The sequence below is a fragment of the Roseomonas sp. CECT 9278 genome, from assembly GCF_918698155.1.
Lineage (GTDB): Bacteria > Pseudomonadota > Alphaproteobacteria > Acetobacterales > Acetobacteraceae > Neoroseomonas.
The window spans coordinates 198,550-211,674 of sequence record NZ_CAKKLX010000002.1; the positions used below are offsets into that span (position 1 = coordinate 198,550).

At 67.3% G+C, this 13,125-nt stretch carries 16 protein-coding genes; 10 read left to right on the plus strand and 6 right to left on the minus strand.

Annotated elements, in window-relative coordinates; all coding sequences use genetic code 11:
- Positions 1-13: 13 nt before the first annotated feature.
- A complete protein-coding gene (locus LQ222_RS02355; RefSeq protein ID WP_230164218.1) occupies positions 14-1,258 on the minus strand; it encodes a CaiB/BaiF CoA-transferase family protein in 1,245 nt (414 codons plus the stop codon).
- On the minus strand, positions 1,258-2,232 hold the full coding sequence (locus tag LQ222_RS02360; RefSeq protein WP_230164219.1) for a tripartite tricarboxylate transporter substrate binding protein: 975 nt from the start codon (positions 2,230-2,232) through the stop codon (positions 1,258-1,260). The genes LQ222_RS02355 and LQ222_RS02360 overlap by 1 nt, the downstream gene beginning before the upstream one ends.
- A gap of 129 nt (positions 2,233-2,361) precedes the next feature.
- On the opposite strand from LQ222_RS02360, the gene LQ222_RS02365 reads away from it, so the two are divergent.
- Together LQ222_RS02365 and LQ222_RS02370 are read left to right on the plus strand one after the other, a co-directional pair.
- A complete protein-coding gene (locus LQ222_RS02365) occupies positions 2,362-2,856 on the plus strand; it encodes a hypothetical protein (protein ID WP_230164221.1) in 495 nt (164 codons plus the stop codon).
- 165 nt (positions 2,857-3,021) lie between these two features.
- The gene (locus tag LQ222_RS02370; RefSeq protein WP_230164222.1) at positions 3,022-3,597 is read left to right on the plus strand and encodes a hypothetical protein; all 576 of its coding nucleotides are present in this window, start codon (positions 3,022-3,024) and stop codon (positions 3,595-3,597) included.
- Positions 3,598-3,612: 15 nt separating this feature from the next.
- Here LQ222_RS02370 and LQ222_RS02375 read toward each other — a convergent pair whose 3' ends face one another.
- Both LQ222_RS02375 and LQ222_RS02380 read right to left on the minus strand, forming a co-directional pair.
- Positions 3,613-4,038, minus strand: a complete 426-nt coding sequence (locus tag LQ222_RS02375) for a tetratricopeptide repeat protein (RefSeq protein ID WP_230164223.1) — start codon at positions 4,036-4,038, stop codon at positions 3,613-3,615.
- 163 nt (positions 4,039-4,201) lie between these two features.
- Positions 4,202-4,879 carry an aspartate/glutamate racemase family protein gene (locus tag LQ222_RS02380; RefSeq protein ID WP_230164224.1) on the minus strand — a complete coding sequence of 226 codons (678 nt, stop codon included), beginning with the start codon at positions 4,877-4,879 and terminating at the stop codon, positions 4,202-4,204.
- 148 nt (positions 4,880-5,027) lie between these two features.
- On the opposite strand from LQ222_RS02380, the gene LQ222_RS02385 reads away from it, so the two are divergent.
- The 8 genes from LQ222_RS02385 to LQ222_RS02420 all read left to right on the plus strand — a co-directional run bounded on the left by LQ222_RS02385 (position 5,028) and on the right by LQ222_RS02420 (position 11,802).
- On the plus strand, positions 5,028-5,504 hold the full coding sequence (locus LQ222_RS02385; protein WP_230164225.1) for a DUF983 domain-containing protein: 477 nt from the start codon (positions 5,028-5,030) through the stop codon (positions 5,502-5,504).
- Entirely contained in the window at positions 5,497-5,967 is a 471-nt protein-coding gene (locus LQ222_RS02390; protein WP_230164227.1) for a UPF0262 family protein, read from the plus strand. Before LQ222_RS02385 ends, LQ222_RS02390 begins: the two co-directional genes overlap by 8 nt.
- 36 nt (positions 5,968-6,003) lie before the next feature.
- On the plus strand, positions 6,004-6,243 hold the full coding sequence (locus LQ222_RS02395; RefSeq protein WP_230164229.1) for a type II toxin-antitoxin system Phd/YefM family antitoxin: 240 nt from the start codon (positions 6,004-6,006) through the stop codon (positions 6,241-6,243).
- Entirely contained in the window at positions 6,240-6,632 is a 393-nt protein-coding gene (locus LQ222_RS02400; RefSeq protein ID WP_230164230.1) for a type II toxin-antitoxin system VapC family toxin, read from the plus strand. Before LQ222_RS02395 ends, LQ222_RS02400 begins: the two co-directional genes overlap by 4 nt.
- A 67-nt stretch (positions 6,633-6,699) precedes the next feature.
- A complete protein-coding gene (gene mtnA / locus LQ222_RS02405; RefSeq protein WP_230164231.1) occupies positions 6,700-7,800 on the plus strand; it encodes an S-methyl-5-thioribose-1-phosphate isomerase in 1,101 nt (366 codons plus the stop codon).
- Positions 7,801-7,831: 31 nt separating this feature from the next.
- A complete protein-coding gene (locus LQ222_RS02410; protein WP_230164232.1) occupies positions 7,832-9,238 on the plus strand; it encodes an FAD-binding oxidoreductase in 1,407 nt (468 codons plus the stop codon).
- A gap of 176 nt (positions 9,239-9,414) precedes the next feature.
- Complete coding sequence (locus LQ222_RS02415; RefSeq protein WP_230164233.1) at positions 9,415-10,491, plus strand: hypothetical protein; 1,077 nt, start codon at positions 9,415-9,417, stop codon at positions 10,489-10,491.
- Between the two features lie 21 nt (positions 10,492-10,512).
- A complete protein-coding gene (locus tag LQ222_RS02420; RefSeq protein WP_230164234.1) occupies positions 10,513-11,802 on the plus strand; it encodes a hypothetical protein in 1,290 nt (429 codons plus the stop codon).
- Between the two features lie 94 nt (positions 11,803-11,896).
- Here LQ222_RS02420 and LQ222_RS02425 read toward each other — a convergent pair whose 3' ends face one another.
- Positions 11,897-12,496: a nuclear transport factor 2 family protein gene (locus LQ222_RS02425; RefSeq protein ID WP_230164235.1), complete on the minus strand. Its 600-nt coding sequence runs from the start codon at positions 12,494-12,496 to the stop codon at positions 11,897-11,899.
- Positions 12,493-13,098 (minus strand): nitroreductase family protein, encoded by a 606-nt coding sequence (locus LQ222_RS02430; protein WP_230164237.1) that lies wholly within the window; start codon positions 13,096-13,098, stop codon positions 12,493-12,495. The genes LQ222_RS02425 and LQ222_RS02430 overlap by 4 nt, the downstream gene beginning before the upstream one ends.
- Positions 13,099-13,125 lie beyond the last annotated feature (27 nt).

The window sequence follows — 13,125 nt, forward strand, 5'->3', positions numbered from 1 at the left end:
GGTCGTTCCAATATCAAGCCGCGCTGCGCGGCGCTGTGTCGCGCACCACGCCCAGCCCGCGCAGCCGCGCGAGTTCCGCCGTGCCCAGGGCCGCGCCCAGCACCTCGTCGTTGTGCTCGCCGATGCGCGGTGCGGGGCGTGCGAGCACGCCGGGCGTGGCGGACAGGCGCGGCACCATGCCGTGCATCGGCAGCCAGCCGCCGGGCATGTCGTCGTCCGGTACCTCGATCAGCGCCTCGCGTTCGATGGTGTAGGGGTCGGTCTCCAGCATGGCGGTGTCCATGATGGGGCCGATGGTCACGCCCGCACGGTCGAAATGCGCGACGTTGTCGGCCAGCGTGCGCTGCCCGATCCAGCCGCCGATGATCGCGTCCAGCTCCTGCCAGTGCTGCAGCCGCGCGGGGTTGTTCGCGAAGCGCGGGTCGGCGATCAGGTCGGGGCGATCGATCGACCGGAACAGCTTTTCCGTCATGCCCTGCGTCGAGGCCGACAGGCACACCCATCCGCCATCGCTCGTGCGGTATGCGTTGCGCGGCGAGGTATTGGTCGAACGCGACCCGGTGCGCGGCTTGCGCCTGCCGGTGATGCGCCAATTCGCCACCTGCGGTTCCAGCACGCTGAACAGCGGTTCGAACAGCGACACGTCCAGCACCTGCCCGCCGCCGCCCGCTTCCGCGTGGCGCAGCGCGATCATCGCCACCGACGCGCCATACAGCCCCGCATAGGCATCGCCCATGAACATCGGCGGCAGCACCGGCTCGCGGTCGTCGAAGCCATTCACCGCGGCGAAGCCGGAATAGCCCTCGACCAGCGTGCCGAAGCCCGGCTTGTGGCGATACGGCCCGTCCTGCCCCCAGCCGGAGATCCGCACGATCACCAGCGCGGGGTTGATCGCCAGCAGGTCAGCCGGCGCCAGCCCCATCGCCTCCAGCACGCCGGGGCGGAAGGATTCCACGAACATCGCGGCTTCGCGCACCAGCGCCTTCACCGCGGCGACCCCTTCCGGCCGCTTGAGGTCCAGGGCGACCGACTTCTTGTTGCGGCAGATGGTCTTCCAGGATGTCTCGACGCCGCCCACGCGCCAGGCGCGCAGCGTGTCGCCCTCGGGCGGTTCGACCTTCACCACCTCGGCGCCGTGGTCGGAGAATACCTTGGTGAGCACATTCCCGGCCACCAGGCGCGACAGGTCCACCACGCGCACGCCATCCATGGCGCCGCGCGCGGCGGGGTCGAAGGCCTTGCGATGGATGCCGGTCATCACTCGATCCTGATGTTCGCGAGTTGCGCCACCTCGCGCCAGCGGGCGATGTCGGCGCGCAGCATGTCGGCGAATTGCGCCGGCGTGCCCGGGGACGGCGTCGCACCCTCGCCCTGGTAGAGCCGCGCCATGTCGGGGTCGCGCAGCGCGACATTGGCCTCGGCGTTCAGCCGTTCGAGGATCGGCGCCGGCAGGCCGTGCGGCGCGAACAGCCCCCACCAGATCGCGATGTCGTAGTCGAGGCCACTGTCCTTCACCTGCGGTGCGGCCGGCGCACCCGCCGGGATGCCCTCGGCGCTGTAGGCCAGCAGCCGCACGCGCCCGTCGCGCACCACGCCGGCGGCGCTGGGCAGCGTGGTGATCATCAGCTGGATATGCCCCGCCACCAGGTCCGTCACCGCCGGCCCGGTGCCGCGATAGGGCACGTGGTTCATCTGCACGCCGGCGCGCTGGGCGAAATACTCGGTGACGAAGTGGTTGATGCCGCCGGGGCCGGAGGTGCCGTAGTCGATCCGCCCGGGCCGTTCCTTCGCCAGCCGCACCAGGTCCTGGATGCTGCGCACCGGCAGGTCGTTGTTGACGATGACGATGAAGGGCGATCGCGCGAGCAGCGCGACCGGCGTGAAGTTCTCCAGCACGCCCCAGGGCACGCGCTGCGAGACCGAGGTGGTGGCGAAGGAGGATGACGACACCATCAGCGTGTAGCCATCCACCGGCGACTGCGCGACGTTGCTCGCCCCGATCGCGCCGCCCGCGCCGGCGCGGTTCTCGATCACCACCGGCTGGCCCAGCTTCTGTTGCAGCCGTTCGGCCAGCGGGCGCGCCACCACGTCGTTCGACCCGCCGGGCGGGAAGGGCACCACCAGGCGCACCGGGCGGCTGGGCCACGGTGCCTGCGCCCGCACCGCCGGCGCCGCCAGCACGCCCGCCCCGGCCAGCAGCGTGCGCCGCCCGAAGCCGTCCATCATCGTCATGTCGCGTTTCCTGTCCCGAACGGGCGCAGTCTTGCCCATCCCGGCGCGCGCCGGAAGCGCGGGGCGTACACGCGGCATTCACCCGCGCCATGGCACATCGCAGGCAGGGACCAGGAGGGTCTTGGCGCCATGCCGGAGGACAGGCCGTTCCGCGAATGGCCGCTCGAACAACTGGCGGAGCAGGCGATCCTGCATGTCGCCAACCGCGCCGTGCTCGATGGCTTGGCGGCCGAGGTCGCGCACCGGCCCGGCACGCGCGCGCGCGCCCTGCTCGCGCGGCTGCAGCGCCTGCAGGAGGAAGCCGGCGCGGCGCCGCGCGGCATGGCGGTGGCCGACCTGCGCGACCTGCTGGCCTCCGCGGCCGGGGAGATCGTGCGCCTGCGCGCCGCGCTGGCGACCGCGCAGGCGCGCCTGGCCGCCGCCGGGGAGCAGGACGACCCGGGGCCGCATCGGCGCGTCTACCTGACCCCCGATGCGCCGGCCTGGCTGGTCAGCGAGGTGCGCCGCGCCTTCCGCCGGCGCTACCATCCCGACAGCCACGCCAATGCCGGCCGGCGCGGCCGCGCCGAGGAGGTCTTCAAGCGCGCCGAGGCGGTTTTCGCGGAAATCGAAACGCGCGGCTGAGCGCGCCGGCGGCCATCGACCACTCCGGCGCGGCATGGCCCGCCGCGCTGCCATCCCTGCGCGAGGCGCCCGGGGCATTCCGCCCGCGAAAGCAACCAAGGATTGTGCGAACCCAACCCCTGATGCGTAGAACGCCACTCGCAAGACTGCTAGGTCTCAAAAATAATGGAGGGGCCTTTCCAGAACCCGATGTCGGACACCTCGCCGCTCGCGAACAAGAAGGCCCTGACCAACTGGCCTTCCTCGCGCCTGCTGGAGTTCGCCGAGGCACATCCTCGGGATGTGGAACTGCTCGCCTTCATCCTGGGCGAGCTCGGGCGCCGCGATGTCGAGGTCGCGCAATCCGCGGCGCGGCGTGTCGGCCAATTGCTCAACCGCGCCGAGAATGGCGCGACGCAGAACCCGACCGAGGTCGCGGCCGAGCGCGATGGCCGGCTGGAACACCTGCGCGCGCGCCTCGAAGCCACCGAGGCGCGGCTGCGCGAGGCCGAGCAGCGCGCCTCGGCCGCCGAGCGCGCGCTGGCGACCGAGGCGCTGCCGGCGCGCAGCAACGCCCTGCTGCGTCGCGTCCATCTGTCGGAGACCGCGCCGACCTGGCTGGTCGATGCGGCGCGGCGCGCCTTCCGCCTGCGCTTCCACCCGGACCGCTTCGCCGATCCGGCGATGAAGGCGCGCGCCGAGGAAACCTTCAAGGAGGCGGAGGAAGTGTTCCGCCAGATCACCACCGCCCAGGGGGGGTGAGCCGCGCGCGGCGCCTCAGCGCCGTGCCGCGATCTCGCGCGCCAGGTCGTCGCGCGGCGGGCAGGCGGCGGGGCACAGCGCCTCCAGCCGGCGCAGGTTCGCCGCGGCACGCTCGCGCTGGCCGGTCTCGAGGAACATCACGCCCTGGTAGGCGAGGGCGGGCAGGTGCGCCGGGTCGCGCGCCAGTGCCTGGTCGTAGCGCGCCGCGGCCTCCGCGAAGCGACCGTCGCTGCGCAGCGCCAGCGCCAGGTAGGTGAGCACGTCGGGGTCGCCGGGCAGCCGCGCCAGCACGGATTCCAGCAGCGGCACCGACAGGTCGTAGCGGCCGGTCGCCTGCAGGCGCACGGCCTCGATGGCGGCGGGGTCGTCCATCGGGTCCGGCGGCGCGGCGGCGGCGGCGGCGGGCAGCAGCAGGGCGGCGAGCAGGACGGCGGGACGCATGCCGGCCATCATGCGCCGGGCGCGGGCGGCGCCGGATGAAGCCTGCGGGACATCGCGGCCGGCGCCGGTGCCGTTTGCCTGGGCGCGCCGCGAGGCCTCCAGCCGCTTGCTTGCACGAGCACCGCTACCGGACCGGATGGGGCGCATCGGACCGGCATCCGATCTATTCGGCGGCGAGGCGCATGCGGCCGCCGCGTGCCGCGACCACCGCCAGCAGCGCCTGCGTCACCGCCGCCTGGCAGGGTTCGATCACCGGCACGCCGCAGGCCTGTTCGGCGAAGTCGCGGTGGCCGGCCATGCCGGCGCAGCCGAGGATGACGGCCTCCGCCCCCAGCGCGACCAGCTCGCGCGCCGCATCGGCCAGGCGGGCGCGCGGCGCGACGGGGTCCGTCAGCACCTCCATGTCGAGGTTGAGCGGGATGGTGCCGGCGAGGCGTGTGTCGACGCCCATGGATTGCAGCGCGCGGCGCTGGCGCGGCTTCGACTTGTCGGTGAAGGCGATGATGCCGAAGCGTTCGCCGCGCATCATGGCGGCCGCGACGGCGCAGCGCAGCGGGCCGAAGACCGGCTTGTCGGTCACCGTGCGGACCGCCTCCAGCCCCGGGTCGGAGACGCAGCCGATGACGTAGGCGTCGGCCGGTTCGGCTTCCACCATGCGACACAGGGGTTCGGCCACGGCGTACCAGTCGCGCCAGGTGACGATCGCGCCAGGGCTGTCGGGCAGGCGCGTGACGTCGAGGCGCGGCAGGCCCGGTGCGGCGAAGGGCGCGATGGCGCCGGCGATGCCGTCCGTGCAGGACAGGCTGGAGTTCGGATTGATGACCAGGATGCGTTCGACCATGGCGCATCCTCGCGCCGGCGGCGCGCCCTGTTCAAGCCCGGCATTGTGGGGAATGCTTGAATTCGTCGGCCGGAGCGCCGACAATGTTGCGTTGCACAATGGGCGCCCCAAGGCGCCTGCGGGCGGAGTGCCCGCGAAAGGAACGCCGATGCCCCTGGACCCGAGGCGCGACCCCGCCGCGTTCCCCGTGACGCACCCGCCGGTCGGCGTGGCGCTGGCGCGCGGCGCCATGTTCCGCTGCCCGGCCTGCGGCCAGGGCAAGCTGTTCGACGGCTATCTGCGGCTGGCCGATGAATGCTCGGCCTGCCACGTGCCGCTCGGGCGGATCCGGGCCGATGATGCGCCGCCCTATTTCACCATCCTGATCGCCGGGCATGTGCTGGTGCCGGGGGTGTTCCTGGTCGAGAAGCTGTGGCGGCCCGAAATGTGGGTCCATATGGCGATCTGGCTGCCGCTGTTCGCCATTGTCTGCACGCTGATGCTGCGGCCGGTGAAGGGCATGGTCGTGGCGTGGATGCTGCGCCTGGGCCTGACCGGGGACGAGCAGGGGCCGGCGATCCCGGCCGCCGTGCAGCCGGCCGGGCCGGCGCAGCTTGCCGTGCGACGGCCGGCCGGCGATGCCTGAGCAGCGCCTGGTCCGCATCGAACTGCCCGAGGAGCCGCCGGCGCCGTCGGTCTATGCCGAGGCGGACCGGCGCCAGGCGATCGCGGACCTGCTGACCGGCAATCGCTTCGACCCGGCGAACCTGGCGCCCGGGCCCTATGCCCTGGCGGTGTCGGTGCGGGAGGGGCGGTTGGTGCTCGATATCCGCGATGTCGACAACCGGCCGCTGCATGTGCTGGCGCTGGCGCTGGGGCCGTTCCGGCGCCTCATCAAGGACTACCACATGGTGGTCGAGGCGCATGAGCAGGCGGTGGCGGAATCCGGCCCGGAAAGCCGCGTGCAGGCGATCGACATGGGCCGGCGCGGGCTGCACAACGAAGGGGCGGAACTGCTCCAGGCGCGGCTGGCCGGGCGCATCGCGGTGGATTTCGAGACGGCGCGGCGGCTGTTCACGCTGGTCTGCGCGTTGCACCAGCGGATTTGAGTGGACCAAGTGGACTTAGTCCGATAGATCTTCGGCATGTCCACGCTGAATATCCATGAGGCCAAGACGCATTTCTCCCGCCTGGTCGACCGTGTCGGGGCCGGGGAGAGCGTGGTCATCGCGCGGGCCGGCAAGCCCGTGGCGAAGCTGGTGCCGCTGTCGGCGTCCGACGTGCCGGTGAAGCGCGTCGGCTTCCTTGCTGGCGCCTTCTCGCTGCCTGCCGACTTCGACAGCATGGGGCAGGACGACATCGTGAAGCAGTTCGACGGCGCGTGAGCCTGCTGTTGCTGGATACGCATCTGCTGCTCTGGGCGGCGCTGGACGACGCGCGGCTGACGCCCGGCGCCCGCGCGCTTATCGAGGATCCGGCGCAGCATTTGCTGTTCAGCGCGGCCTCGATCTGGGAGGTGGTGGTGAAGGCGGCGCTCGGGCGCGCGGATTTCACCCTGGATGCGCGGGTGCTGCGCGGCGGGTTGATGGCGGCGGGGTATCGCGAACTGCCCGTCACCGCCGAGCACGCCATCGCGCTGATGCGCCTGCCGCCGCTGCATCGCGACCCCTTCGACCGCATCCTGCTGGCGCAGGCCGAGACCGAGGGCGCGACGCTGCTGACCGCCGACCGCGCGCTGGGGCAATATCCCGGGCCGGTGCGGCTGGTGGCGTGACGGGCGCCGGATCGCGCCCGGAAGGCTGGTGGCGCGCCCGCGCGCCGGACATGACACGGAGACACGCATGAGGGTCGAGGGCATCTGGCACCGTAGCGTGCGCGTGGATGAGGCCGATGGCTGGTCGGTCCGCATCCTCGACCAGACGCGGCTGCCCTGGGCGGTGGAATGGCTGCGGCTGACGGATGAAACGCAGGTCGCGCATGCCATCCGGTCGATGCAGGCGCGCGGGGCGCCGCTGATCGGCGCCACGGCGGCCTATGGCGTCGCACTCGCGATGCGGCGCGATCCGGCGGCGCTGGAGAACGTGTGCGCCATGCTGGCGCAGACCCGCCCGACCGCGATCAACCTGCGCTGGGCGATCGACCGGATGCTGGGCGCGCTGCGCAACATCCCCCCCGCGGCGCGCGCGCCGGCCGCCTATGCCGAGGCCGCCGCCATCGCCGACGACGATACCGCGACCTGCGAGGCGATCGGCCGGCACGGCATGCCGCTCCTGGAGGAGATCGCCGCGCGCAAACGCGGCGCACCGGTGAACGTGCTGACGCATTGCAATGCCGGATGGCTGGCCACGGTGGATTGGGGAACCGCGCTGGCGCCGATCTATACGGCGCATGATGGCGGCGTGCCCGTGCATGTCTGGGTGGATGAGACGCGCCCGCGCAACCAGGGGGCGGCCCTGACCGCCTGGGAACTCGGCGCGCATGGCGTGGCGCATACGGTGGTGGCGGACAATGCCGGCGGGCACTTGATGCAGCACGGCCAGGTGGACATCGTCATCGTCGGCACCGACCGCGTGACGCGCACCGGCGATGTCGCGAACAAGATCGGCACCTACCTCAAGGCGCTGGCGGCGCACGACAACGCCGTGCCGTTCTGGGTGGCGCTGCCGCATTCCACGCTGGACATGCGCGTGGGGGATGGTGTGGCCGAGATCCCGATCGAGGAACGCAGCCCCGCCGAGGTCACCGACGTCACCGGCCGCACCGCCGATGGGCGGATCGAGACCATCCGCGTCGCCGCCGCCGGCAGCCCCGCCGCCAACCCGGCCTTCGACGTGACGCCGGCGCGGCTGGTGACCGGCCTGATCACGGAGCGCGGGCGCATCCCCGCGACCGAAGCCGCCATCGCCGCGATGTATCCCGAAAAGGCGACGCCGGCGTCTTGACCGGCACGCCGGCGGGCGCAGGATCGCGCCCATGGGAACGATCCAGCACCTCGCCGCAACGCTCGGCGACCGCAACTGCCTGACCGCCGCCGACGACATCGCGCCCTATGCGGTCGATTGGCGCGGCACCTATCGCGGCATCCCGCGCGCCGTGCTGCGGCCCGGCAGCGTCGAGGAAGTTCAGGCCGCCGTGCGCGCCTGTGCCGCCGAGGGCCTGGCCATCGTGCCGGCCGGCGGGCGCACCGGGCTGTGCGGCGGCGCGGTGGTGGCGGAGAACGGGCCGCCCGCGGTGGTGCTGAGCCTCGAACGGCTGAACCGCATCCGCGATGTCGATGCGCGGGATTTCTCGCTGGTGGCCGAGGCCGGCTGCGTCATCCAGACCGTGCAGCAGGCCGCCGCCGCGGTCGACCGGCTGTTCCCGCTGTCCTGGGGCGCGCAGGGGTCGGCCATGGTGGGCGGCGCGCTGTCCACCAATGCGGGGGGCATCCGCACGCTGCGCTGGGGCAATGCGCGCGACCTGGTGCTGGGCCTCGAAGTCGTGCTGCCGGATGGGCGCGTGCTCAACGACCTGCGGCGCGTGCGCAAGGACAATTCCGGCTACGCGCTGCGCCACCTGTTCCTGGGCGGGGAGGGGACGCTCGGCGTCATCACCGCCGCCGCGCTGCGCCTGGTGCCGGCGCTCAAGCGGGTGGAGACGGCCTTCGTCGCGGTGCCCTCGCCCGATGCCGCGCTGGCGCTGTTCTCGCGCATGATGGCAAGCGGGGCGGAGGTGATCGCCTTCGAGATCATGATCCGCCGCTGCCTTGAGATCGTGGAACTCATGGGCAATGGGTTGCGCTCGCCGCTGCCGATCGACAGCCCCTGGGTCGTGATGGTCGAGATCGCCGCGTCGCACCCCGCCGTGCCGCTGCGCGAGATGCTGGAGGACACGCTGGCCGCCGCGATGGAGGCTGGCGACGTGACCGACGCCACGCTCGCCGACAACGAGGCGCAGCGCGCGACCTTCTGGCGCATCCGCGAGGACTGGCCGGAGTGCCACCGCCGCCACGGGCCGGCGATCGGCGCCGATACCTCGGTGCCGGTCTCGGCCGTGCCGGAATTCTGCGCGCGCGTCGCGGCGGCCTTCGCGCAAGGCTGGCCCGAGGGCGAGTTCATCGCGCTGGGCCATGCCGGCGACGGCAACATCCACATCAGCCTGAACGCACCGGCGGGCATGTCGCGGGAGGATTGGCGCGAGCGTGCCCGCGATGCCGAGGCGGCGGTGAACGCGATCGCGGTGGACCTCGGCGGCTCCTTCTCGGCCGAGCATGGCATCGGGCAGTCCAAGCGGCACGCGATGGCGACGCACAAGGACGCGGTGGCACTGGACCTGATGCGCGCGGTGAAGGCGGCAATCGACCCGGGCGGGGTGATGAATCCGGGGAAGATGCTGCCGTGAGGGGGGGGGCAAGTTCATGAAGCCACTTGTCCGTTTTCGGCGCTGGTAGCCACGCGACAGACTTGAAGTCCGACTTGAAATCCCGTATCAAACTCACGGAGTGCCTAGCCAGCGAAGGCAGGTCGTTGACCGACTCGGCTGGATAGGTTGGGGTAGACGGAAGACTCGTGGCCTGATTGGTACCCTACGGACTCAGGCTGCGGACATCGGTAGAATCGGGCCGTTGTCCTGCGACATTCCCGATCATTGGATTTGGCTGCTCGGCATTACGCTGGGCAGCCATTTACAACGAGGATGTCGCATTGTCTCTAAATGAGAACGCCAACGCCAACGATAGCGATGTTTCGCGCATTCGTGAGGCCCTCCGCAGGTATGCCGGCCTTGAGAAAACGGGAAGTCAGCTGAAGTCGCTTATTGAGGCGGTGTGCCCAGATTTCAATTTGCGTGAAGCAACAGGGATCTTGGTCGGTCCGGGCGCGCTAACGAAATTTCTAGCGACGGAAGTCGCAGATCTCGTCCAACCGATTGGAAAGCGGGGGGGCGACCCAATATACCTAATCCACGAATCTCCGGCGTCCACCGATGACAGTGATGGGCGCGTGGAAAAGAATCCCGATCTTTGGAGTATTTTTTCCAGCCCATCATTAAGGCAACAGCTGATATACTCCCCATCCGAGAAAAGAATGCATAGTAAATTTATTGATTCACCCACTCCTGATGGATATTTAGCAATTAAGCCACTCGAAAAGGAAGATTTTCGAGAAATATCAAGAAAATTCCTTGAAATTGCACCAAAGGAAATTAGTAATCTATTGGAAGAAGTGCTAGAAAGAGAAAATTACTACACGGAATGGACCTCCATCTTGAGATCGCAATTTCCTTTGTATTATCAAAGGTGGGGAATTTTTCGAGTCGGTACGATTAAGGAATTGTTTCGAGAGAATATGCGGGCGAGTGGATTGCCTGAGGCGGAGATTCAGCAATTTGTGTCGCGGATGGAGGCGGAGCAGGTGCGTGCATTCCGGGAGAGGGTTTCCCGGATGGTCCAGACGACGCAGGCCGAGCGGCCCATCGAGATGGGGGCGGCAAAAGTTCCAGCGAGGCCATCGCGTGCGGCGTTGTCAGAGCAACCTGTTCACGACTTGCGATCGGTTGCCAGAGCCGCTATCGAGCACATGGCGATTGAGGATGTTCGTCGGATCGCGATACCGTTGGGTGTGTTAATCGACGCGGGCCTTCTGAGGCAACCTTGATGGGGGCGATTCTGTCCAGCTATGGTGGAGCGCCTTATCCTTGTTGTTTCTGAACTAGAGTTTGATAGAACGAAAGAGTATCTTAACGGAATCGCGTCTTCGGGTTGGTCTAATGAAGTCAAGTTGATCGCTGCGCCCGCACGAAAAAGAGCGGGCGATTTTGCGAGCGCTCAGGCAAAAAAATTTCTAGATGAGGCAGAACAGTTTGGAGCGCAATGCTTAATTATTGCTAAAGATGTTTGCTGTGACCAAAGGACTCTTGATGTATATTCACAATTTGATATTCGGCGTGCGACTATCAGTCTCTTGAGGCAGCGACTGCTGCGTCAAGAACTTAGTCTTCGCGGCCTTCTTTGGAAAAAAAATATCAGCGAGCAGCTAGAGAAGTGGGCGGCTAAAAGAACTGATGTCGATCATTGGCTTGAACAGTTTGATCATTTTGGAATCCGGTTTATCGGCGAAAATTTGTTGCGTCAGCTCGAAATTATTGGCCCGGACGAGCTCAACAGGGCGTTTATACTTCCAGCTCATTCGTATCTCGGGCAGCGAATGAAATTCGCATTCGTCCCTGAGATGGATCCAGCCGCAAGTTCAAATCGAATTGGCGCAATCCTAGTGCAGCTTTACGGAAAGGATCGTGTTTGTGGGGAGCCGGATCTGAGGTTTGATTGCCACGACGTGGATAGGATCATTCTCTGCGAAGATGCACTCTGGACGGGAAATGAAGCCTGCAAAATCATCGAGCAAGTTGCGTCGAATGATATGTTTGGTGATCACAGTCCGCTCAAGAGAATCGACTTTCGTCATGCTCTCGTTACAGATTTTGGGCTCCTGTGCTGTAGACAATTCATCGAAAAGAAAAATCTAGTAGGAAAAATTGACTTTATATTAGATGGGAATCAGAAGGTATTAAATTTAATTTCGCCTTCGATTCGAGAAATCGATATCAAGCAGAACTGGCACCTATCTCCTCGGGACTTCGAGCGCTGGATTTCAAACCATGTCGAGCCACTGGCTTTTCGGAATAAGCTAATTTGGAGAGATCAATATTTTGACGCACTGAATATTTGTCAAGAATTGGGGCATCAGCTCATTACTAAATATGTCGAAAAGCACGATAAAAACTGGCCGGCTGACATAATGTCAGGATTTTCTCTGGGTGCGCATAGATTTGGTGCGTTTACGGTATTTTCACACAGTATACCAAAAACGTGTTTGCCTCTAATTTGGCTGGGTGGAAGAATAAAATTTGGCCATGACTCGTTAGAGTGGCTACCTTTACTATATGACGCGCGGCGATTTGAGTCATAGAAAGAATAATAATAGAATCAAAATTTGTTATATTTGATATAGTATACTTCAGTGATATTTATTGTTTGAGGGTAGATGGGTGCGTATTGTCTTTTTATTCTTTAATTTCGAGCCATTTTTTTCCGCGAATATACAGGTCTTCGACCACCGGTCCGGTCAGGCCCGGCATGTCGCGCTTCACGTTGTAGCCGATGCGCGTCTGGATATAGGCGAGGTGCCGGTAGCCCTCTGGGAATTCCGCCAGCAGCGCGGGGTCGAGCGCGGGCGTCGCGGCGGGATCCACCGCGTCCATCCGGTCCTTCTCGTAGATGGGCTGGCGCAGCACCACGGCCCAGCGCCCGTCGCGCTTTTCGCAGAAATCGTAGAAGCGCCCGGTGCAGACCACGTCCACCAGCACGCCTTCCGCCTGGGCGCGTTGGCTGATGGTCATCTTCGTCTGCACGATCGCGCGGGTGCCGGCGATGTCGACGCTGGTGCCGCCCAGGAAGTGCAGGATGCGCACGCCGCGTTCGAAGCCGGCACGCGAGACCTTGATGAACTCGCTGGCGGGCCCCTGGAACCAGGTGGCCATCATGCGGGCGTCGTCGTGCCAGCAACCGGCGAAGCGGTCCCAGTCGCCGGCGTCGCGCCACACGGCCCAATCCTGCACCAGGCGGCGCAGCGCGAGGTCGTCGAGCAGATGCGCGTCCGTCATGCCGGCGACCCCAGCGCGCCCCAGGCACCCAGGTGCGTGAATTCGCCGATCGGCTTGCGTGCGCGCGGCGCGGCCTCGCGCGCGGCCAGCGCCTCGGGCAGCGCCGACGCCGGGCCGGGATAGCCGAGCGTGATGGCGGTCATCGGGTCGAAGCCCTCGGGGATGGCGAAGGCCTCGCGCGCCTTGGCCGCGTCGAAGCCGGCCATCTGGTGCGCCTGCAGCCCGAGCGCGGCGGCCTGCGCCGCCAGGTTCGCCGTCGCCTGGCCAAGGTCGTAGCCGGCGTGGCGGTTCGCATTGCCGTTGGAGGCGAAGGCGGTGCGCGCCACGCCCAGCATCAGCACCGGCGCGCGCACCGCCCAGCCCTGGTTGTTCACCGACAGGCAGGCGAGCAGCCGCGCATGCGCCTCGGGCTCCTTGGCCTTGCGCGCCACCAGGAAGTTCCAGGGCTGTTCATTGATGCAGGACGCCGCCCAGCGCGCGGCCTCCAGCACCTGCGCCAGCGCGGCGTCGGGCACCGCGCGGTCCTCGTAGGAGCGCGGGCTCCAGCGGGCGGCGAGCATGGGGGCGATGGCATGCGCGGCGGGGGCGGTTCGGTCGGTCATGGCGGGTGGTTTTCTCCTGCTGCGGGG